This is a genomic window from Paucisalibacillus globulus DSM 18846, from assembly GCF_000482485.1.
In the GTDB taxonomy this organism is placed as follows: domain Bacteria; phylum Bacillota; class Bacilli; order Bacillales; family Amphibacillaceae; genus Ornithinibacillus; species Ornithinibacillus globulus.
In genome coordinates this window covers 228,070-249,221 of the sequence record NZ_AXVK01000015.1, presented here as the reverse complement: position 1 = coordinate 249,221, position 21,152 = coordinate 228,070, and the positions used below count along the sequence as shown (strand labels likewise).

Here is a 21,152-nt window from a genome sequence, read left to right as displayed (position 1 = left end):
TAGCATGAATGAAAAAGTACTTATTGTAGATGATGAACAGTCTATTGTAACATTATTAAAATACAACTTAGAAAAGGCAAATTTTATAACTGATGTTGCTTTTGACGGTTTAGAGGCTATCCGAAAAGCGGATAGTAATAGCTATGATTTTATTATTCTTGACTTAATGCTCCCTGAAATGGATGGAATAGAAGTATGTAAGCATCTAAGAAGAAATCAAATAGATACACCAGTTTTGATGCTGACTGCGAGAGATGAAGAGTTTGATAAAGTACTAGGACTAGAAATAGGGGCAGATGACTATTTAACAAAGCCTTTTAGCCCAAAAGAAGTAATAGCAAGGATTAAGGCAATTCTAAGAAGAACAAATACTACTGAATCTAATAAAACTAAAAAACTCAAAGTTGGGGAAATTACCATTTTTCCAGAGCGATATGAAGCAGAAAAAAATGATGAAGTACTCACATTTACTCGTAAGGAATTTGAATTGTTACATTATCTAGCTACACATAAAGATAAAGTTCTCTCAAGAGATCAATTATTAAGTGCAGTTTGGGATTATGACTTTGTTGGTGATACTAGAATAGTGGATGTGCATGTAAGTCATCTACGTGAGAAAATTGAACCAAATACGAAAAAACCAATTTATATTAAGACAGTTCGTGGACTAGGTTATAAAATGGAGGATCCAATGTGAGGTTTTTTTCATCAAAACCAATTATTCAATTTGCATTAATTATACTGCTCATCATCATTTTAACTGGTGCTGTATTTAGTCAGTTTACTTCTAATATTTTTGTTTTAATTATCGTACTGTTAACAGAATACATTATCCTTATGATGTTGCTGCATTATGTGTTTGATAAATATGTACTACCAATTAAGAAGGCTACAGCCACATTAGGTGAATTAGCAAAAGGGAATTTTCGTGCTAGAATGCATCATCCTGTTTCCGGTGGGATGGCATCTTTATTGATGAAAATTAATGAGCTTGCACGAAATCTTAGTGAATTATCCATTCATGACAAAATCCAAGCAGAGCAACTATCAACGGTTATTGAAAATATTCAAAGTGGATTAATATTAATTGATGGAAAAGGTTATATACATCTTGTAAATAAAAACTTTCTTTCCATATTTGGAAATACAGAAAAGGATTATATAGGATATTTATATTATGATGTACTAGAGAATGAATCCATTCATAAAATAATTCAACAAACATTTTTATATGAAGCAAATGTCAAAGAATCAATTATAGTAGAAAATGGACTAGATAATTATTTTGAGATTGTTGGAGCACCGATATTTGATGAGCGTAACATGCTGAAAGGTGCTGTAATTGTTTTATATAATATAACGGAATTAAAAAAATTAGAAACGATGCGAAAAGACTTTGTAGCGAATGTATCGCATGAGTTAAGAACACCTATTACATCGATTAGAGGATTCTCAGAAACGTTACTTGATGAAGATTTTAATGATAAGGATGCAACAAGACATTTCTTAGGAATTATCAATGAAGAAAGCAAACGTCTACAGACCTTAATTCAAGATTTGTTAAATTTATCAAAACTAGAAAAAGAAGAGTCTCGTATAATACTTTCGACACTTGATTTATCGGAAGTTATAAATGAAGTCATTCCAGTTCTATGCCAACATGCAAAGCAAAAAGATATTTCATTACATGTAGAAACTGATAGTAACCTAAAGTTCAATGCGGACTTAACTGGGATAAAACAAATCCTTATTAACCTAGTAGAAAATGCTATTAACTACACCCCAAAAGGTGGGGAGGTTACACTTTTAACGGAAGAGCAGGAAGATACTATTCATATCATGATCAAAGATACTGGTATCGGAATTCCCCAGAGTGCATTGCCTAGAGTGTTTGAACGATTTTACCGAGTCGATAAAGCGAGAAGTAGAAATACTGGTGGAACTGGTTTAGGTCTTGCCATAGTTAAACATATTGTTGAACTTCATAAAGGAAAAATAGAAATAGAAAGTGAAGTTAATGTTGGAAGTACATTCCATATTTATTTTCCAAAATAATAAGAGACTAGGACACAAGTGTTTTAGAAAAGAAAAATCCGAACTACGATGCAAATTCTTACTTTAGAATTCGCATCAGTTCGGATTTTTATTATGGGACTTTTGGTAAGTATTATTACATAATGATGGAAAATGTGACATAACTAGAGCCCATTCAATCGCAGCTGCGCCCGACTCAGGAAAACATGTACCCTGATTAAGAAACTAGAGAACTTATACAAAATATACTTTAATAACTTCCTTTTTTCCTTTGCACAGTCATTTTTTTTACGATAGGTTACTTAAATGGTAAAATAGATTAAAAGCGAGTTGGGTAAGGAGGAATTACTAATGGCTAAGAAGAAATTAGTTTTAATAGATGGAAATAGTATAACGTATCGTGCCTTTTTTGCACTTCCTTTATTAAATAATGATAAGGGTGTTTATACGAATGCAGTTTATGGATTTACGACAATGTTACTTCGAATTTTAGAAGAACAAAAGCCAACCCATTTATTGGTAGCATTTGATGCAGGGAAGACAACCTTTAGACATAGTACTTTTAAAGAATACAAGGGTGGACGCCAAAAAACACCACCTGAATTATCAGAGCAATTCCCACTTGTTAGGGAATTACTAGATGCCTTTAATATTCGACATTATGAACTTGAGAATTATGAAGCAGATGATATTATTGGTACCTTGTCAAAACAAGGAAATGAAAAAGAATTTGAGGTTGCTGTTATTTCCGGAGATAAAGATATGCTACAACTTATTTCCAATCAAGTAACCGTGAATGTAACAAAAAAGGGTATTTCTGAAGTGGAAGCTTACACACCTGATTATTTACTCGAGAAAATGGAAGTTACTCCTGATCAAATTATTGATTTAAAGGCCTTAATGGGAGATAGCTCTGACAATATCCCTGGGGTTCCTGGAGTTGGAGAAAAGACTGCAACAAAATTATTAAAAGAATATAAGACATTAGATAATATATATGCTCACTTAGAAGAGATAAGTGGCAAGAAACTAAAGGAAAACCTAACAAATCATAAAGATGATGCCTATATGAGTAAAGAGCTTGCAACGATAAACTGTGAATCACCTATCGAAGTATCCATCGATGATTTATCCTACGAAGGCTACACTAGCCAAGGTGTTACAAATATCTTTAAGGATTTAGGTTTCCAATCCTTGTTAAATCGTGTGGGTGCAGAAGAAGTAGTTGAAGAAATCCAGGAAGAATTGGAAGAAATAGAATTTAAGATTGTTGACCAAGTTAGCTCGGATATGTTTACAGGTGAAGAAGCATTAATTATTGAAATGCTTTCAGATAGTTATCATACAGCACCAATTGAAGGTATCGGAGTTGCCAATCGAGAAAAAGCTTATTTCATTCCAACTGAAGTGGCTATAGGATCAGAAGAGTTTAGAAAATGGGCAGAGGATCCAACGAATAAAAAAGTTGTTTTCGATGCAAAACAATCTGTAGTTTCTCTATTGAAAAAGGGAATTCATTTACAAGGAATAACTTTTGATACATTATTAGCTTCTTATTTACTTGATCCATCTGAAAACAATCATGATATTCCAGCTATTGCTCATAGAATGGGATTAAAATCGGTTCTATATGATGAAGAAGTATATGGAAAAGGCGCAAAAATGAAAGTGCCCGAACAAAAGGTACTTGCTGATCATATTGTTCGAAAAGCGAATGTACTAGAGAAACTGGAAGAAAAAATGGAAGAAGAGCTTCGTGAACATGAGCTATATACGTTATTGAAGGAACTAGAAATGCCACTTGCGTTAATATTAGCTGAGATGGAGCATACTGGTGTAGTTGTAGATGTTGCACGTTTAGAAGAAATGGGAACGGAACTAAAACGACGTCTTGAAGAAATAGAGAAAGAGATATATGAATTAGCAGGTGAAGAATTTAACTTAAATTCACCTAAACAATTGGGACCAATTCTATTTGAGAGACTTGGACTTCGAGTTATTAAGAAAACGAAAACAGGTTATTCTACTGCCGCGGATGTTTTGGAACAACTTGAAAATGATCATGAAATTATCCCGAAAATTTTAATGTACCGACAATTAGGAAAGCTTCAATCGACGTATATTGAAGGATTATTAAAAGTGGTCGATAAGGAAACAAGTAAAATTCATACACGCTATAACCAAGCATTGACGCAAACGGGAAGATTAAGTTCAATTGCCCCTAACTTGCAAAACATACCAATTCGTATCGAGGAAGGACGTAAAATTAGACAGGCATTTGTACCTTCCCAAAAGGATTGGATTTTATTTGCAGCAGATTATTCACAGATTGAATTAAGAGTTTTAGCCCACATAGCTAAAGATGAGAAATTAATTACCGCTTTTAAAACTGGTCAAGACATCCATACTCAGACTGCAATGGAAGTTTTCCACGTGGAAGAAGATGAAGTTACCTCAAACATGAGAAGGCAGGCTAAAGCGGTAAACTTTGGTATTGTGTATGGTATTAGTGATTTCGGTCTATCACAGAGCCTTGGTATTACTCGTAAGGATGCAAAACAATTTATTGAACGTTATCTTGACAGTTATCCAGGTGTTAAGGATTATATGGAGATAATCGTTCAAGAGGCAAAACACAAAGGTTATGTGACAACATTAATGAATCGTAGAAGATATTTACCAGAGATCACTAGCAGAAACTTTAATTTAAGAAGCTTTGCAGAAAGAACAGCCATGAACACCCCAATTCAAGGTACAGCAGCAGATATTATCAAAAAAGCGATGATTGATTTAAGGGAAAAGCTAATAGATGAAAAAATGCAAGCACGTATGCTTCTCCAAGTACATGATGAACTAATCTTAGAAGCACCGAAAGAGGAGCTTGAAAAGTTGAAAGAAATTGTTCCAGCAATGATGGAAAATACTGTCGAGCTTAATGTACCGCTAAAGGCTGAATATGCCTATGGAGAAAGCTGGTATGATGCAAAATAAGGAGAAATAGAAATGCCCGAATTACCAGAAGTAGAAACAATACGAAATACATTGAAACGATTTGTATTAAATCGTACGATTAAAAATGTCCAAGTATATTGGGGAAAAATTATTAAGAATCCTGATGACGTAGAAGAGTTTAAACAGCTTCTAATGGGACAAACCATTCATGATATAAAAAGAAAAGGTAAATTTCTTTTATTTGAGTTGGACGATATAACATTAATTTCTCACCTTCGGATGGAGGGAAAGTATAGTGTTCATTATAAGGATGAACCGGTTAAGAAGCATACTCATGTTATCTTTGAGTTTACTACTGATGACGAACTTCGTTATAACGATGTACGTAAATTCGGAACGATGCACATCGTGAAAAAGGGCGAAGAATATACACAAAAGCCATTGATTCAACTGGGCCCTGATCCGTTTGATAAGGAGTTTACGTTAGATTATTTTTACAAAAAACTAAAAAGCACAAACCGTTCTATAAAAGCTGTTCTTCTTGACCAAACTGTTGTTGCTGGATTAGGTAATATTTATGTTGATGAAACATTGTTTAAATCAAGTGTGCATCCTTTGAAAAAAGCAAATAAACTAACTAAAAAAGAAGTTGGGGAAATTCGTAAGCAGGCAATATTAACCTTAGAAGAAGCGGTAAAACAAGGTGGAACCACCATTCGATCTTACGTTAATAGCCAAGGAGAAATGGGCATGTTCCAACAGGAATTATCGGTTTACGGTCAAGAAAATAAGGAGTGTCCGAACTGCGGTAAACCCATTACAAAAATGAAGGTCGGTGGACGTGGAACCCATGTTTGCTTAAATTGTCAAAAGCTTTAAAGGAGAATAATTATGGCTTTAGTTATTGGATTGACTGGAAGTATAGCGAGTGGAAAAAGCACTGTTTCATCTATGTTTAAAAAACTCCATATCCCAGTTATCGATGCGGATCAAGTCGCTAAAGATGTAGTAGAACCTGGGGAAGTTACTTTACGGGAAATTGTACAGGAATTTGGAAAAGACCTATTATTTACAGACGGAAGTCTCAATCGGAAAAAACTAGGTTCAATCATCTTTGGTGATGGTGAAAAACGAAAGAAATTGAATTCTATTATCCACCCAGCAATAAGACAAAGAATGCTAGAACAAAAAAAGGTTTTATTGGAAGGTGGGGAAGAATGTATTGTGATGGATATTCCGTTGCTCTTTGAAAGTAAACTAACCCATATGGTTGACAAAATTCTAGTTGTATATGTCGATGAACATGTCCAATTAGAGCGTTTAATGGATCGTGATCGCTCAACTAAAGAAGAAGCTCAATCTAGAATTCAGTCTCAAATCCCTGTTAAAGAAAAAATAAAACTTGCTGATGAGGTAATTAATAACAATGGTTCCATAGAAGACTCTTTTAAACAATTGAAGGAAATACTTCAAAAATGGGAAGTGGATGTGGAATAATTTTTTTGAGTGGCTATCATTGAAGAATACGATAGCCACTTTTTATGTAAATTATATCCTGAATATTATTGTTAAACTAATGGAATATTCGACAGTCCAACAATATTTACTTAAGAAATGGGTGATAAAGTGAAACTAGGATTAAAGCGTGATGAAGTAATGTTAGTTCCTTATACTGATGAATGGGAAAAGGAGTTTCAGAGGGTTAAAAAAGAAATTCAAGAGAATGTAAATTTAGACGAAACTAGAATTGAACATATAGGAAGCACATCGATAGTAAATATGGATGCAAAGCCAATATTGGATATCGTTGTGGGTCTGGATGATATTACTAACTTTGATAATACAATAATCATTGGGCTACAGAAAGTAGGATTTTTAAGGTTAAAGGTAGAACGCCCTAATGAAATCGTATTTGCAAAATTTGTGGATGATACATATGAAGAGAAGACACACTACATACATTTAGTCGACTTTGGTAATGAACTATGGAATAATTTAATCTTTTTTAGGGACTATCTTAATTCAAATGAAAGTGCTCGAGAAGAATATAAAAATCTTAAGGCGGATTTTATACGCAATAAACAAGGTGGTATAAAGGAATATACGGATAATAAGGAGAAATTTGTAAATGAAATTTATGGGAAGCGGAAGAATGTTTAATCTATTCCCGTTAGATGCGTAAGATCAAATTGGTTTTTTATACATTAATGCTTACTTCTTGTGTTTAATGTGTTATACTATATGTAAATTTTGATAAAATAGTATATCATAATTCAGGAGGACTTTTCATGAGTAAAACTCGAGTTGCTATTAGTGGATTTGGACGGATTGGGAGAATGGTTTTTAGGCAAGCAATTACTGATCCTAATTTAGAGGTTGTAGCGGTGAATGCTAGCTATCCTCCAGAAACGTTAGCCCACCTTATCAAATATGACAGTGTACACGGTATTTTTCACCGCAAAGTGGAAGCGCTTCAAAATGAATTGGTGGTCGATGGAAAAAAAGTGGAACTAGTAAACTGTAGAGAGCCGGATAAGTTACCATGGAATAGACTTGGGATTGATGTTGTAATTGATGCAACAGGGAAATTTAAAACAAAAGAAACTGCTGGATTACATTTAAAAGCAGGAGCAAAAAAAGTTGTTATTACTGCACCTGGAAAAGAAGTAGATAAGACAATTGTAATGGGTGTAAACCACGATTCATACGATGAAGCAAATGACGATGTTATTTCTAATGCTTCTTGTACAACAAATTGTCTAGCACCTGTAGTAAAAGTATTAGATGAAAACTTTAAAATAAAGAATGGTCTAATGACTACAGTTCATGCTTTTACAAATGATCAAAAGAACTTAGATAACCCACATAAGGATTTGCGCCGTGCACGAGGATGTACGCAATCAATTATCCCAACATCAACTGGGGCTGCAAAGGCTTTGGGAGAAGTGTTACCACATCTAAATGGAAAATTACATGGAATGGCTTTACGTGTACCAACTCCTAATGTTTCTTTAGTTGATTTAGTAGTTGATGTGGAAGAACCTGTTACAGCAGAAATAGTTAATAATGCATTTATAACTGCAGCTAAAAATGAATTATTTGGAATCGTTCAATACAGTGATGAACCATTAGTTTCCATCGATTATACAACTTCTGAGTACTCTGCCATTGTGGATGGGTTATCCACCATGGTAATGGCTGATAATAAAATTAAAGTATTAGCATGGTACGATAATGAATGGGGCTATTCCACTAGAGTAGTTGATTTGGTAAAATATGTTGGTAGTTTTCTTGAGGCAAAAAAAGTATCGGTTTCTTAGGCTAATAGTATGATAGAATAATAGAGAGTTGAGCCAAACAGTATGCTCAACTCTCTTTGCTTTTTAATTTTTACTAGGGTAAATGTAAAAAACATGTTAAAATATATAGAGTTATAGTAATCGGAATGAAATGAAACGGGAGTGGAATCGATGTCTTTTGGCAAGAAACTATCTAGTTTTTTTTATAATCAGGCTGAAACTTCAGAGAAGCATTGGGATAAGGATTTGGAAACCCATTATTATAAAACAACGAAGGACAAAGGACTGCGGAAGCTAGAGGAAATCATTAAAGGATCACCTAACTATAAAATTAATTCTATTTCTTTAGAACATGGCGAGATAAGCTTCCGTGTAATAAAAGGTAAAAAGGCCTTTGTTATCGCAACGGTAATAATGGTGCGGCCATATCAAACTGCAATTGATTTTACGGTTACAAGTGAATCTGCTCTTCCATTTGATTTTGGAAAAAGTTCCAAGTTTATCAAACAGTTTTATGCGAAATTAGATAAGGAATTACCGATAATTGATAAAAATTAGTAATTGTTTAGTAAATGGGGTTATTTAGGATGAGATGTTCAAATTGCCAAAATAAAAATACAAAGGTCTTAGATTCAAGACCAATTGAAGAAGGGCGCTCTATTCGCAGAAGACGTGAATGCGAGAAATGTGGATACCGTTTTACTACATTTGAACGTATGGAAGAAGTACCGTTAATTGTAGTTAAAAAGGGCGGGACTAGACAAGAATTTAGCCGTGAAAAATTAGTTCGCGGATTAATTAAAGCTAGTGAGAAGAGACCAGTGTCCATCGAACAGATTGAATCGATTGCTTTTAATGTAGAAAAAGAGTTACGAAATACTGGCGCATCTGAAATTGATAGTAAAGAAGTTGGCGAAATGGTTATGGAGTTTCTATCTAAAGTTGATGATGTCGCTTATGTACGTTTTGCATCAGTTTATCGTCAATTTAAGGATATTAATGTATTTCTAGATGAATTAAAAGATCTAATACAGATAGACAAGAAGAACCCCTAAGATATACTAATACCTAGAAAGAAGGGTTATGATGAATTTTATTGGAAAAATATTACCGATTGATGGTTATACAGTGGTTTTACATGGTAATTTACCAGTGGATTATTCAAAGTCATTAACCCATTTATACCAGCCATTACTTGGGATTAAAGCAGTTATGCTCTACCAAACATTACTACATGAAATAGACTTTCAAAAAGAAGTACCGATTCAAACACATCATACATTGATGAACTATTTAAATGTCTCCTTGGTTGAAATATATGAGGCCAGGTTAAAGCTAGAAGGAATTGGTTTATTAAAGACATATGAGGAAAAGACGACGGAGGAAACGGTCTATCACTATGTATTACAAAGCCCGTTTTCGCCGTACGATTTTTTTAGGGATGCAATGCTTTCTCAACTTCTATACCATCATGTTGGTGAAGATAAATATGTCTTACTTAATTCCCATTATATAGGACGACCTGAACAGCATCAGGGTCACAATATTACTGCTTCATTTGGGGATGTTTTTGAAACCATTCAATCAGACTTTATGCCAATACAAAATGTTAATCGGATACCAGAGAGCAATGGACCTCAATTAGAGACAATTGACTTTTCGTGGATGGAACATGTGCTGAAATCGCGTATGATTCCACTTAAGAGGGTTTTAACTACGGAAAATAAACGAATTATTAATCAAATGGTGCAACTTTATGGACTAGCAGAATATGAGGTTGAGAAATGTGTTTTGTGGGCTTTAACGGATGAGAACAAGTTGGATATTGAAGAATTTAAAGAAGCTTGCCACGATATTTTTAAGACTTCACGTAAAGAGACAACTATTCAACTTGTTACGAAACAGACGGAACCTAGGGAAGAAATAAAGCAGCCTAAACTAAATCAAGAAATGACAAAAGAAGAGCAGCTTATTCATGAATTGGAAACAATCTCACCTAAGCAATTATTAGAAGATTTATCGAGTGGTAATCATGCTTCTGAGCAAGATTTAAAGGTGATAAGAGAAATCATGACTACTCAAGGACTACCATCTCCTGTAATGAATGTATTAATTCATTATGTCTTGTTGCAAACTAATATGAAGTTATCGAAGGCATATTTGGAGAAAATCGCTAGTCATTGGTCGAGAGCAAATTTACAAACAGCAAGAGAAGCAATGGTGTTTGCTAAAAAAGAAAAAGAAAACTATCGAGCTGCTACGGAGAAAAAACAGCAAAATTATCGTAATTATAGACAGCAAGGTACACGTTCGGAAGTTGTACCAGAGTGGTTTAAGGAACGTAAAAGTAAATCCACTGAAACTAAATCAAGGACTACGACTGATTTAGAACGTGAAAAAGAAGAACTATCTTCTTTATTAAAACAATACTCTAGTAATACAAAAAATTAACGAGTATCAAGGATGATGGACATGAAACCAGTACAATCCACACTGAAACAATGGATGGAAAAGAATAAGAATTTTCAAGAAAACTATATAAAGATTAAAAATGAAGTATTGAATGATCCTGAAATCAAAGAATTTTTATCTTTACATCCTGATTTACCGAAACATGAAATTGAGAGAAGTCTTATCAAATTATATGAATATAAATCGCAATCAAAACAATGTGACCAATGTGGTTCTTATGAATCATGTAAAAATATTGTTCCAGGATATTCACCAATTCTTCGTGTGGAAAATAACGAAATTAGTTTAACCTATGAAAAGTGCCATAGTCGTATTTTACAAGAAAAAGAACAACAGCAGCATAAGTTAATTCAAAGCTTATATATGCCGAAAGAAATTTTAGAAGCGACGATTCAAGGAATTGATAATGATCCAAATCGAAGTAAAGCAATACGGGAAATCCTCCATTTCTTAGGAGAAGTCAAAAATGGCCTTCCAAAAAGGGGACTTTATTTTTACGGTCCTTTTGGTGTAGGAAAAACATACTTCCTTGGAGCAGTTGCTAATGAATTAAAGAAATATAATCTGTCTTCGATGCTAATTTATATGCCAGAATTTGTCCGTGAAATGAAATCTTCTATTAAAGATGATTCTATCAATGAAAAGATAGACTTTTTCAAAAAGGCTGATGTATTAATGTTGGATGATATTGGCGCAGAAACACAATCTGCTTGGTTCCGGGATGAAGTGCTTGGAACAATTCTACAATATCGAATGATGGAACGATTACCAGTATTTTTCACATCCAACTATAGCATGGATCAATTAGAAGATCATTTAGCTAAGTCAAATCGTGGTGACATAGAAGCGGTAAAAGCAGGAAGAATTATGGAGCGAATCAAGCAAGTGACAACTGAAGTTCCCATCTTTGCAGATAATAGACGGGATCGTTAGATGCAAGAGCTAATTTTATTATTAGCTCTTTTTTGGTAGGTAGGAAAGTATAAGAAACTTTCTGCAAATATGGTAAATGCTACTAGATGTTTCTGTTGAATGTATGATGAAAATAAATATTGCAATATATACTATAGTTCCTGCTAATAACTCAATTTTGAAAAGAATGTTGCTAATTACACAATTTGTAAGACTACACAGTATCCAGGTTACAAACATAAGATGGAGTTTGGGTAACACTTATTAGTAAATGGCTTCTAACCCCCATAGGTTTATCTTTTTTTATTGCAAAATTACAATTGCATTATAAAATTAATTGTAATAGCATAAATAATAAATCGATTTAATCACTAGATTAATGCTTTTCTAAATTGGGGGATTTATCATCTTGAAAAAAATTATATTCATTATAATCGGCTTGTTATTATTACTAATCGGGGTAATATGGTTTTTTAATATTTCTTTAACATCATTACCTACTACATTTTCTAATATGATTGAAAAGGAACTTCCCGAACTAGATTACGATAAAATTCAGAATCTAGAAATTAAAAAATCACCCTCAGGAGACCAAAGTATTATAATTGAGAATAAAGCTGAGATTAAATCTATACTTAATAATCTATTTAATAACGAACTACGTATTTATAATGGTGGCAGGTTAGATATGAGTGGTAGTGAGTACGAGTTATCTATAAATTTATATGGCTCAAGATATAGATATATTATTGGTGAAGGATATATTATGAGTCGTAAAGTTGATCTATACAAAGTTTTAGATGATAAAAATAGTGTTTTTGAATATCTTGAATCCTTGTATGAGGAGAAACAAAATACATTTTAATTGGAAATCCTACTCTTTAATTAAGGAGTAGGATTTTTTTAGTAGATAGGAAAGTATAAAAACTTTCCGCCGACATAAGAAAAACTACCACATTCGTTAAAGGACGAACGAATGTGAGTTTTTCTAATGAGAAAGTATAAATTTTGGCTTTGTTACGTACTTGTGCAGAAATAGCCACGATAATTTCCTTGTTGTTAATATCGTATGTTTGTTTGCCCAGATACTTAACATCTAAATGGTAGTTGGAATACATTTCTTATTTAGATTCAATAACGTCGCTATTAAATCATTCAACTAGATTTTATTTTAATGTGCCTAGAGACTTAATAGTGATAGTTCGGTTCTTCAACAATAACTAAAGTTACTAGTTTTACTGGATTTATCATTTTTTAAAAAGTATGTCCATATAATGTAACAGTTTGTTTTTTGATGAGGGTGAGTGAAGCTAAATGAATGTTTATTTTTATTCGAATAAGGAAGTCATAAGTTTTTGTGAGCAATTATTTCATTATAACAAGAAAATTGAACTACACTGGAAAACAAGTGAAGAATGGGGGAATCATTTACAAATTGATTATCATCAACCGGATAACGAATTAGTTGAATCCATTGTCAAATCAATGGTTGATGTTTTTGTCGCACATAGGTTATCTACCATGATAAATGGAATTACAGAGGAATATTACTATTATTCTGATCCAGATGAAATTGAAAAGATTCTTGATATTACAAATTGGCTAATTGCAGGTGAAGATGAGGATAGCTTGCAAGTGAGGAAGGATAAGGACGATCCATTGCAATTGCTTTATTCCTTATTTGTATCTAATGTAAAAAACACAACAACGATACATTTTGATTCAATTGTTAACTTTCGCTTAAAAGTATTCAAAGACTATTTATTAAATATGGTAGGGTTAGCTATCGATGAATATAAGCGAGAGGAAGACCATCAGGAATTTGTGAATATGTTACGGGAATATATAGCAAAGAAAGAACCTATATACAATGTTGTTCATATATTACAAGGAAACTCATTTTCCTTTTTTAAAGCCGATGGTAAACGATTTACAAGAATGGAACTTAGAGTATTAATGCAAAGGGAACCACTATACATTGTTGGTCTAGATGAGGATGAATTGAATCTAGCTCCATTAGTTGCACTTGCACCTAAGAAAATTAAAATTTATGGGGAAGATCCTTCTGAACCTAAAACATTAACTGTGATTAATATATTTCAGGAAAGAGTTGATTTTGAATCAATAAATAAGTTTCCTTTTCCTATTTATTTAAAAAGTTAACCCCAGGACTTGATTATCCTTGAAAGTAGCGCTATAATGTGGATTATATTTAATATATTTATCTGTAACGATAAGGACATGATTATTTGAATCCTGTTATGTATAGAGAGGGAAGCCTAGTGGTGAAAGCTTCCACGAACAGTCAAATGATTACCACCTTTGAACTCTACTTTCGAATTTTTCAGTAGATGGTAGCGTATATCTGCGTTAAAGATTAGAGCCGTATATGTTTACGGAAATTAGGGTGGAACCACGTGACCAACGCTCGTCCCTTTGCAATGAATGCAGAGGGATGGGCGTTTTTTAATTACAGAGAAAATAATTGTTAAGGAGTGTTAGTCATGGCAGAAATCAAAATTGTTTTTCCAGATGGTGCAAGTAAGGAGTTTCCACAAGGAACTACTGGTGAAGACATTGCAGCTTCCATATCACCAGGTTTAAAGAAACAAGCATTGGCTATTAAATTAGATGGGGAATTGTATGATTTAAAGCGTGAATTAAATCAGGGCGGAGTAATTGAAATAATTACCTACAAAAATAAAGAAGGTATTGAAATTGCAAGACATTCATCAGCCCACTTGATGGCGCAAGCGATTAAACGTCTGTATAAAGATGTGAAGTTTGGTGTAGGTCCTGTAATTGAGGAAGGATTCTACTATGACTTTGATATGGAGGAAAAAATTACTCCAGAAGACCTTCCAAAAATTGAAAAAGAAATGAAACGTATTGTAGATGAAAATCTACAAATTGAACGAGTTGAAGTGTCACGCGAGGAAGCAAAGAAAATGTTTGCTGATATTGGTGACGATTTAAAACTTGAATTAATTGATGCAATCCCGGAAGAAGAGCAAGTAACTATTTATAAGCAAGGTGAATTTTTCGACCTTTGCCGAGGTATTCATGTTCCATCTACTAGTAAATTAAAAGCATTTAAACTATTAAGTATTTCTGGTGCCTATTGGAGAGGCGATAGCAATAATCAACAGCTTCAACGTATTTATGGTACTGCTTTTGAAAAGCCAGGCCAAGTGGATGAGTATCTGCAATTATTAGAAGAACGTAAAGAACGTGACCATCGTAAACTAGGAAAAGAGCTTGGAATTTTCACTGTTAACCAAAAGGTTGGTCAAGGATTACCACTTTGGTTACCAAAAGGTGCTACAATTCGTCGTCAAATCGAGCGTTATATTGTAGATCTTGAGGAACGTCTCGGTTATGATCATGTTTATACTCCAGTTCTAGCGAATGTCGAACTGTATAAAACAAGTGGACACTGGGATCATTATCAGGAGGATATGTTCCCAACGATGCAGATGGATAACGAAGAACTAGTTCTTCGACCAATGAACTGTCCACACCATATGATGATTTTCAAAAATCAACTATGGAGCTATCGTAATATGCCGGTTCGTATTGCTGAACTAGGTACTATGCATCGTTATGAAATGTCTGGTGCTTTAGCTGGTTTACAACGTGTTAGAGCAATGACTCTGAATGATGCACATATTTTTGCCCGTCCAGATCAATTAAAAGAAGAATTTATCCGTGTAGTTGAATTAATTCAGCATGTATATAAAGACTTTGGTATAGAAGACTATTATTTCCGCTTATCTTATCGCGATCCGGAAGATAAAGAAAAATATATCGATAATGATGAGATGTGGGAAAAAACTCAAGGTACGTTAAAAGAAACAATGGAAGAAATGAACCTAGAATATGTAGAAGCAGAAGGGGAAGCAGCATTCTACGGTCCAAAATTAGATGTTCAGGTTAAGACTGCATTAGGTAAGGATGAGACTTTATCAACTGTACAGATTGATGTTCTATTACCGGAGCGTTTTGAATTATCTTATATTGGAGAAGATGGAAAAGAACATCGTCCAGTCGTTATTCACCGTGGAGTTGTTTCCACAATGGAACGTTTTGTGGCCTTCTTACTAGAAGAATATAAAGGTGCATTCCCAACTTGGTTAGCACCAGTTCAGGTGAAAATTATTCCAGTTTCACCACAAGTCCATCTTGACTATGCGAAGAAAGTGGCTGAAAAGTTACAATACCAAGGTGTGCGTGTTGAAGTTGATGAACGTGATGAGAAAATCGGCTACAAGATTCGTGAAGCACAAACTGAAAAAATTCCATTTGCTCTTGTAGTGGGAGATAAAGAAGTGGAAGACAATGCAGTTAATGTAAGAAGATACGGTGAACAGAAATCAGAGACTCTATCTTATGATGATTTTGAGAAATTAGTTAAAGATGAGATTGAGAAAAAAGTATTACGTGAAAAGAAGTAAATGAATAACATAAATTAATAAATAGGACAGTCCTAATTATAGATTATGGAATCGATAATCAGGGCTGTCCATTATCTTAAGCACATATGGTTTAATCTAAAAAAGAAAAGATGGTGGCAATAGGGAACGTAACATCTGGGAAGATGGTTGAATGAAAAGATTGATTTTCACTAGAGTAAATTTCTTCTAGCTGGTAGGAGTCCTGATGCAGTATATATTTTTCGATACTTTGATTTTGATAATCGACAATTAAGTATTCTCTAACGCCCGCTTTTTCATAATAAAGTCTTTTAAGAAGACGATCATTTCGTGCGGTACTTGGTGACAATACTTCGACAACTAAATCAGGTGCACCATAACAACGATTATTCTTTAGTTTGCTTCTATCGCAAACTATGGAGATATCCGGTAAAACAGTTACATCCTCTTTACCTTTTTTCTCATCCTTAAATGGGAAAACGACTTGTAGATTACTGCCAAATAATTGATATGTATTACCCTTTAATCTACTTCTAAATTCCCCAATTAAATTGGCGATGACTCCTTCATGTTCAAATGATGCGGGAGCCATAAAAATGGGGACTCCTTCATATAATTCTGCTCTTTCTTCTTTTACAAATAGTAAAAATTCGTCTAGCGTATAGATTTTATCTTTATCTACTCCCATCGTGTTTGTATCCTCCTTTTCTAGGCTATTTATTACGATATTAGCAAGTGTTTTTGCTTCTTGCAAGTACATTCTTTGGGATAAGATTTTCAACTAGACTTCCATAATTGGGATAAGTAGTGTATACTAGGGTAGTGAACAAAGGGTTGACAATTTATTCAGTTTCATGGTAATCTATAAAAGTTGAATAAAATTGAATGATTCTGATGACAAGTAGAGGCACCCGCTTCTCACCTGTTCAACGCTTTCTAAGTAGTTGGCTGGTCTACATCTTTTATGAACGATTAAAGACGTGTGGGTGCATATATGTGCCCACATTTTTTGTTTAATAAGAACTTGTCAGGTAATGGATCAGAAACCCAAAAAATTTGGAGGTGGCTGGCTATTAGCAAAGATATGAACGTTAATGAAAAGATTCGTGCGAAAGAATTACGATTGATTGACGCAAACGGTGACCAACTTGGTGTGAAATCACGTCAAGAAGCATTAGAACTTGCACAAAAACAAAATTTAGATTTAGTTTTAGTTGCACCAACTGCAAAACCACCAGTTGCTAGAATCATGAATTACGGTAAATTCCGTTACGAGCAACAAAAGAAAGAAAAAGAAGCTCGCAAAAATCAAAAGATTATTAACGTTAAAGAAGTACGCTTTACTCCAGGAATAGGCCAACATGATTTCGATACGAAATTAAAGAACGCTCGTAAATTCCTAGAAAAAGGCGACAAAGTAAAAGCTGCAGTTCGTTTCCGCGGACGTGCAATTACACACAAGGGGCTTGGCCAAGAGGTTTTAGACCGCTTTGCAGAAGAAGTAAAAGATATTGCAACAGTGGAATCAAAGCCGAAGATGGAAGGCCGCAACATGTTTATGATGCTTGCTCCAATCAATGAAAATAAGTAATTAGTATTTAAGCTTTCGAGGAGGAAATCAACATGCCAAAAATGAAAACTCATAGAGGTTCTGCTAAACGTTTCAAAAAAACTGGTAGCGGAAAAGTTAAAAGATCACATGCTTTCACAAGTCATATGTTCGCTCATAAGTCTCAAAAGCAAAAACGTAAACTACGTAAAGGTACACTAGTTTCTTCTGGTGACTATAAGCGTATCAAAGCAATGCTTCCTAAATAAGAAGTATTGAAAAAAGTATTTATGACTACTAAACTAAAATGACATATACGAAGGTCCAATTAGGAGGGAATTACTATGCCACGTGTTAAAGGTGGAACAGTTACGCGCGCACGTCGTAAACGCGTACTTAAATTAGCTAAAGGTTACTACGGTTCTAAGAGAACATTATTTAAAACAGCAAAACAACAAGTAATGAAGTCAGGTCAATATGCTTATCGTGACCGTAAAAATAGAAAACGTGAATTCCGTAAGCTTTGGATCGCACGAATCAATGCTGCAGCACGTATGAATGATCTTTCTTATAACAAATTAATGCACGGTTTGAAATTAGCTGGTATCGAAATTAACCGTAAAATGCTTTCTGAGCTTGCTATCAATGACTCACAAGCATTTGCTCAGTTAGCTGAAAAAGCTAAAACTGCATTAAACAACTAAGATGAGGTGATGAGGGGCTATCCCCTCATGCCTCATTTTTATTTTTAATAGAGGAGTGTGTAAAATGGAATTACTGTACTACATAGGATTTGCTAATCTACTGGGATTCGTATTAATGGGAATCGATAAGAAAAAAGCGCGAAACAGAGAAAGAAGAATACCCGAAAGGACGTTATGGGGTGTTGCTATTTTGGGAGGAGCAATAGGTTCCTTAGTAGGTATGAATGTTTACCGACACAAAACAAAACACACTTCTTTTAAAATTGGAATGCCTATACTGATTGTAATTCATATTATTCTCTATGGATATTTTTACATGTCATAATAGCTCGTCTCTTGTCATATACATGTACCGTAAATAGTTCGTGCTTTTATGTTCTTTCTTATCAGTGAAAGAAGGAGGAGTTGTATGGAATTATTCGGGAATTACATCATGGCAATTGTACAGACTGGAGGATTATTTGCCCCGTTATTGTTTATAAGCGTACACTTACTCCGTCCTCTGTTTTTCTTACCGGTCGTGTTTATATGTGTTTCCGGTGGGATCATATTTGGTGTGTTTTATGGTACTGTATTTTCAGTTATTGGTATTACGTTATCCAGTATGATTTTTTATATTGTTATTCAGTGGATGCCTAAAACATCAAAACGTTTAATGAAAATGAAGAAAAAGTTGATTGGTAAACACACCGAATTAACAACAACACAAATTTCGTTGTTGCGTCTTGTTCCTTTTATTCATTTTCATTTATTATCAATCTGTTTAATAGAAATAACATCAAATTTTTCAGATTATACGAAGTCGTCACTGTTAACCAGTATTCCTTTGGCGTTACTATATACATCTGTTGGTGGCTGGTTATCAAGCTTATCTCCTTTGCATATCCTCTTATCCTTATCTGCACTACTTCTATTAATCTACACATTAAGGCGAAAAGAAATCGCAATAAAATGGGAAGACTTTTTTCAAACTAGTACACAGTAAAATTAAAAGTGGCTTAAGGGAGAACCCTTAAGCCACTTTTTAGTTTGTAAGCAATAATTTATTTATTGGATGCTTCCAATTAATTGTTGCATGTGGATAATGAATTAATAGCTCTTCCTCTAGATAATAAAGGTCATCACGAGTTAAACCTTGTAATTCAAGGGGATTTACTACTGTTACGTATATATCTACAATTTCAAAGGAATTTTCTGTTGTGCCTACGTACTTTTCTCCTTCAAATTGACATCCTTTATAGACAAATCGAATATTTTTCTTACTGTTACCCTGTTCATCCAAATAGTAAAACTCTTTTGTTTCCTTCGCATTTTCTAAGAGTCTTTGCGGATTGCGAAAGTATTGTATAATAGAATAAGTAAGTAAAATAACGGCCGCCACAATTAATACACGAAACATAATTACTATCATACTATCGTCTCCTAAGGTTCAGGTTATTATTAAGCAATACGTATTGGAAGTAAACAAGGTTTCATTTTTTGTGTGAAAAAGATATGACATATATTTGTTATTTTATTTTACGATTTAAGTTACAGAAGAAATCAAGAAAAATGAGGGATAGAAATGGAATATAAATTAAAAATTAAGCTAATCCATGAGGATGCAAAAATGCCTTATCGTGCAAATGAAGGGGATGCAGGTCTGGATTTATTCTCTATTGAAGAGAAGTTAATTAAGGCGGGAGAATCTGCGTTAATAGGGACAGGAATTCAAATGGAATTACCAAAAGGTACCGAGGCACAAATTAGACCAAGAAGTGGACTCGCATTAAAGCATTCCATTACCTTGCTAAATACGCCTGGAACGATTGATGAGGGGTATAGAGGAGAATTAAAAGTGATTTTAATTAATCATGGAAGAGAAGATTTTAAAGTAGAAAAGCAAATGAGAATTGCCCAGATGGTTATTGCTCCTGTGTTAAAAGTCCAACTTGAGCAAACAGATATTTTATCAAGTTCAGAAAGGGATAAAGGTGGGTTTGGATCGTCAGGTAAGTAATTCAGAATACATAATATAGTAAAAAAAGCTGGATTCAATTGGATTCAGCTTTTTGTGTATTTAAAATACTAATCAGTTACTCGCTAACCAATAGATACATCCCTAGAAATTCTTAAGGTTTTCTTAAGGATTCTGTTAAGCTCTTCTTAAGATTTCCAAAGTATATTGATATTATAAATTGGTTATTTGGATATCGGAGGAGGAGATTTGATGGTGAGAGAACAAAAAGTATACATTCTTTTAACTGATACAGGATCAATATTAACAAAGCTAATAAAGTTATATACAAATAAACCATATAATCATGCATCCATTTCCTTTGATTCTAATTTAACTGAGGTATACAGTTTCGGAAGGAAGAATGTGAATAACCCTTTTGATGGTGGATTTGTAAAAGAAGATGTAAGAAGAGGATTATTTGAAGAGGCAGATTGTGCAATCTACTCTTATACTGTAACCGATGTTGAAATGCAAAATATGAAGAATTATATAAAAGAGTTGAAAAAGCAGAAGGAATACTATCGCTACAACTTTTTAGGCTTGTTTGGTTTTTTATTAAATAAGCCAATTGAAAGAAAAAATGCATTCTTTTGTTCGCAGTTTGTTGCAACAGTTCTTAAAAAAAGTAACAGCATTTATTTTAAAAAGCCGGAGTCACTTATTGCTCCTAATGATTTGCAAGAAATTTCTAAATTTGAATTGGTGTATGAAGGCAAGCTAAAGGCTTATCATAATAAAGAGATTACTATCCGACCTCATTTCGTCCCGGTTGGAATGTAAGTCTTGGTTTTGCTATTG

General features: G+C 33.8%; 23 protein-coding genes and 2 other annotated features. Of the genes, 21 read left to right on the top strand and 2 right to left on the bottom strand.

Annotated features, from left to right (window positions below; translation table 11 throughout):
- Positions 1 to 4 precede the first annotated feature (4 nt).
- From K332_RS0104805 to thrS, 14 genes are all read left to right on the top strand, one after another.
- On the top strand, positions 5 to 697 hold the full coding sequence (locus tag K332_RS0104805) for a response regulator transcription factor (RefSeq protein WP_026906432.1): 693 nt from the start codon (positions 5 to 7) through the stop codon (positions 695 to 697).
- Positions 694 to 2,055: a two-component system histidine kinase PnpS gene (pnpS, locus tag K332_RS0104800; RefSeq protein ID WP_026906431.1), complete on the top strand. Its 1,362-nt coding sequence runs from the start codon at positions 694 to 696 to the stop codon at positions 2,053 to 2,055. Before K332_RS0104805 ends, pnpS begins: the two co-directional genes overlap by 4 nt.
- Before the next feature lie 330 nt (positions 2,056 to 2,385).
- Entirely contained in the window at positions 2,386 to 5,025 is a 2,640-nt protein-coding gene (gene polA / locus K332_RS0104795; RefSeq protein ID WP_036688096.1) for a DNA polymerase I, read from the top strand.
- Between the two features lie 12 nt (positions 5,026 to 5,037).
- On the top strand, positions 5,038 to 5,865 hold the full coding sequence (gene mutM / locus K332_RS0104790) for a DNA-formamidopyrimidine glycosylase (protein WP_026906429.1): 828 nt from the start codon (positions 5,038 to 5,040) through the stop codon (positions 5,863 to 5,865).
- Positions 5,866 to 5,877: 12 nt separating this feature from the next.
- Positions 5,878 to 6,483, top strand: coding sequence for a dephospho-CoA kinase (coaE, locus tag K332_RS0104785; protein WP_026906428.1), 606 nt, complete (start codon positions 5,878 to 5,880; stop codon positions 6,481 to 6,483).
- A gap of 129 nt (positions 6,484 to 6,612) precedes the next feature.
- A complete protein-coding gene (locus K332_RS0104775) occupies positions 6,613 to 7,146 on the top strand; it encodes a GrpB family protein (RefSeq protein WP_026906427.1) in 534 nt (177 codons plus the stop codon).
- A gap of 128 nt (positions 7,147 to 7,274) precedes the next feature.
- Positions 7,275 to 8,306: a glyceraldehyde-3-phosphate dehydrogenase gene (locus K332_RS0104770; protein ID WP_026906426.1), complete on the top strand. Its 1,032-nt coding sequence runs from the start codon at positions 7,275 to 7,277 to the stop codon at positions 8,304 to 8,306.
- A 150-nt stretch (positions 8,307 to 8,456) separates the two neighbouring features.
- The gene (locus tag K332_RS0104765) at positions 8,457 to 8,843 is read left to right on the top strand and encodes a hypothetical protein (protein WP_026906425.1); all 387 of its coding nucleotides are present in this window, start codon (positions 8,457 to 8,459) and stop codon (positions 8,841 to 8,843) included.
- Between the two features lie 29 nt (positions 8,844 to 8,872).
- Positions 8,873 to 9,340 carry a transcriptional regulator NrdR gene (nrdR, locus tag K332_RS0104760; protein WP_026906424.1) on the top strand — a complete coding sequence of 156 codons (468 nt, stop codon included), beginning with the start codon at positions 8,873 to 8,875 and terminating at the stop codon, positions 9,338 to 9,340.
- Positions 9,341 to 9,371: 31 nt separating this feature from the next.
- Entirely contained in the window at positions 9,372 to 10,736 is a 1,365-nt protein-coding gene (locus K332_RS0104755; protein ID WP_026906423.1) for a replication initiation and membrane attachment family protein, read from the top strand.
- Between the two features lie 21 nt (positions 10,737 to 10,757).
- Positions 10,758 to 11,690, top strand: a complete 933-nt coding sequence (gene dnaI / locus K332_RS0104750; RefSeq protein ID WP_026906422.1) for a primosomal protein DnaI — start codon at positions 10,758 to 10,760, stop codon at positions 11,688 to 11,690.
- Between the two features lie 388 nt (positions 11,691 to 12,078).
- Positions 12,079 to 12,534: a hypothetical protein gene (locus tag K332_RS0104745; protein ID WP_026906421.1), complete on the top strand. Its 456-nt coding sequence runs from the start codon at positions 12,079 to 12,081 to the stop codon at positions 12,532 to 12,534.
- Positions 12,535 to 12,983: 449 nt separating this feature from the next.
- Positions 12,984 to 13,832 carry a sporulation protein YtxC gene (ytxC, locus tag K332_RS0104740; protein ID WP_026906420.1) on the top strand — a complete coding sequence of 283 codons (849 nt, stop codon included), beginning with the start codon at positions 12,984 to 12,986 and terminating at the stop codon, positions 13,830 to 13,832.
- A 58-nt stretch (positions 13,833 to 13,890) separates the two neighbouring features.
- Positions 13,891 to 14,108 (top strand) — a binding site (T-box leader).
- A gap of 65 nt (positions 14,109 to 14,173) precedes the next feature.
- On the top strand, positions 14,174 to 16,123 hold the full coding sequence (thrS, locus tag K332_RS0104735) for a threonine--tRNA ligase (RefSeq protein WP_026906419.1): 1,950 nt from the start codon (positions 14,174 to 14,176) through the stop codon (positions 16,121 to 16,123).
- A 91-nt stretch (positions 16,124 to 16,214) separates the two neighbouring features.
- Here the strand turns inward: thrS and K332_RS0104730 are convergent, their stop codons facing one another.
- On the bottom strand, positions 16,215 to 16,883 hold the full coding sequence (locus tag K332_RS0104730) for a Uma2 family endonuclease (protein WP_245604630.1): 669 nt from the start codon (positions 16,881 to 16,883) through the stop codon (positions 16,215 to 16,217).
- Positions 16,884 to 16,995: 112 nt separating this feature from the next.
- Positions 16,996 to 17,120: a sequence feature (ribosomal protein L20 leader region), on the top strand.
- A 66-nt stretch (positions 17,121 to 17,186) separates the two neighbouring features.
- On the opposite strand from K332_RS0104730, the gene infC reads away from it, so the two are divergent.
- The 5 genes from infC (at position 17,187) to K332_RS0104705 (ending at position 19,340) form a co-directional block, all read left to right on the top strand.
- Positions 17,187 to 17,693 (top strand): translation initiation factor IF-3, encoded by a 507-nt coding sequence (gene infC, locus K332_RS0104725; RefSeq protein WP_026906417.1) that lies wholly within the window; start codon positions 17,187 to 17,189, stop codon positions 17,691 to 17,693.
- Between the two features lie 32 nt (positions 17,694 to 17,725).
- Positions 17,726 to 17,920, top strand: a complete 195-nt coding sequence (rpmI, locus tag K332_RS0104720; protein ID WP_026906416.1) for a 50S ribosomal protein L35 — start codon at positions 17,726 to 17,728, stop codon at positions 17,918 to 17,920.
- A gap of 75 nt (positions 17,921 to 17,995) precedes the next feature.
- Positions 17,996 to 18,355 carry a 50S ribosomal protein L20 gene (gene rplT, locus K332_RS0104715; RefSeq protein WP_026906415.1) on the top strand — a complete coding sequence of 120 codons (360 nt, stop codon included), beginning with the start codon at positions 17,996 to 17,998 and terminating at the stop codon, positions 18,353 to 18,355.
- Positions 18,356 to 18,419: 64 nt separating this feature from the next.
- Complete coding sequence (locus K332_RS0104710; RefSeq protein ID WP_026906414.1) at positions 18,420 to 18,680, top strand: DUF1294 domain-containing protein; 261 nt, start codon at positions 18,420 to 18,422, stop codon at positions 18,678 to 18,680.
- An 84-nt stretch (positions 18,681 to 18,764) separates the two neighbouring features.
- Positions 18,765 to 19,340, top strand: coding sequence for a TVP38/TMEM64 family protein (locus K332_RS0104705; RefSeq protein WP_026906413.1), 576 nt, complete (start codon positions 18,765 to 18,767; stop codon positions 19,338 to 19,340).
- Between the two features lie 39 nt (positions 19,341 to 19,379).
- Here K332_RS0104705 and K332_RS0104700 read toward each other — a convergent pair whose 3' ends face one another.
- Complete coding sequence (locus K332_RS0104700) at positions 19,380 to 19,766, bottom strand: sigma-w pathway protein (RefSeq protein ID WP_026906412.1); 387 nt, start codon at positions 19,764 to 19,766, stop codon at positions 19,380 to 19,382.
- 153 nt (positions 19,767 to 19,919) lie between these two features.
- Between K332_RS0104700 and dut the strand changes: the two genes are divergently transcribed.
- Positions 19,920 to 20,354 carry a dUTP diphosphatase gene (gene dut / locus K332_RS0104695; RefSeq protein WP_026906411.1) on the top strand — a complete coding sequence of 145 codons (435 nt, stop codon included), beginning with the start codon at positions 19,920 to 19,922 and terminating at the stop codon, positions 20,352 to 20,354.
- A gap of 210 nt (positions 20,355 to 20,564) precedes the next feature.
- Complete coding sequence (locus tag K332_RS0104690) at positions 20,565 to 21,134, top strand: hypothetical protein (protein ID WP_342665444.1); 570 nt, start codon at positions 20,565 to 20,567, stop codon at positions 21,132 to 21,134.
- The last annotated feature ends 18 nt before the right edge of the window (positions 21,135 to 21,152 follow it).

Coding starts and splice junctions, on each gene's coding strand:
- K332_RS0104805 (WP_026906432.1), top strand. CDS start 5: ATGAATGAAAAAGTACTTATTGTAGATGATGAACAGTCTATTGTAACA.
- polA (WP_036688096.1), top strand. CDS start 2,386: ATGGCTAAGAAGAAATTAGTTTTAATAGATGGAAATAGTATAACGTAT.
- mutM (WP_026906429.1), top strand. CDS start 5,038: ATGCCCGAATTACCAGAAGTAGAAACAATACGAAATACATTGAAACGA.
- coaE (WP_026906428.1), top strand. CDS start 5,878: ATGGCTTTAGTTATTGGATTGACTGGAAGTATAGCGAGTGGAAAAAGC.
- K332_RS0104770 (WP_026906426.1), top strand. CDS start 7,275: ATGAGTAAAACTCGAGTTGCTATTAGTGGATTTGGACGGATTGGGAGA.
- K332_RS0104765 (WP_026906425.1), top strand. CDS start 8,457: ATGTCTTTTGGCAAGAAACTATCTAGTTTTTTTTATAATCAGGCTGAA.
- nrdR (WP_026906424.1), top strand. CDS start 8,873: ATGAGATGTTCAAATTGCCAAAATAAAAATACAAAGGTCTTAGATTCA.
- K332_RS0104755 (WP_026906423.1), top strand. CDS start 9,372: ATGAATTTTATTGGAAAAATATTACCGATTGATGGTTATACAGTGGTT.
- dnaI (WP_026906422.1), top strand. CDS start 10,758: ATGAAACCAGTACAATCCACACTGAAACAATGGATGGAAAAGAATAAG.
- ytxC (WP_026906420.1), top strand. CDS start 12,984: ATGAATGTTTATTTTTATTCGAATAAGGAAGTCATAAGTTTTTGTGAG.
- thrS (WP_026906419.1), top strand. CDS start 14,174: ATGGCAGAAATCAAAATTGTTTTTCCAGATGGTGCAAGTAAGGAGTTT.
- infC (WP_026906417.1), top strand. CDS start 17,187: ATGAACGTTAATGAAAAGATTCGTGCGAAAGAATTACGATTGATTGAC.
- rpmI (WP_026906416.1), top strand. CDS start 17,726: ATGCCAAAAATGAAAACTCATAGAGGTTCTGCTAAACGTTTCAAAAAA.
- rplT (WP_026906415.1), top strand. CDS start 17,996: ATGCCACGTGTTAAAGGTGGAACAGTTACGCGCGCACGTCGTAAACGC.
- K332_RS0104710 (WP_026906414.1), top strand. CDS start 18,420: ATGGAATTACTGTACTACATAGGATTTGCTAATCTACTGGGATTCGTA.
- K332_RS0104705 (WP_026906413.1), top strand. CDS start 18,765: ATGGAATTATTCGGGAATTACATCATGGCAATTGTACAGACTGGAGGA.
- K332_RS0104700 (WP_026906412.1), bottom strand. CDS start 19,766: ATGATAGTAATTATGTTTCGTGTATTAATTGTGGCGGCCGTTATTTTA.
- dut (WP_026906411.1), top strand. CDS start 19,920: ATGGAATATAAATTAAAAATTAAGCTAATCCATGAGGATGCAAAAATG.
- K332_RS0104690 (WP_342665444.1), top strand. CDS start 20,565: ATGGTGAGAGAACAAAAAGTATACATTCTTTTAACTGATACAGGATCA.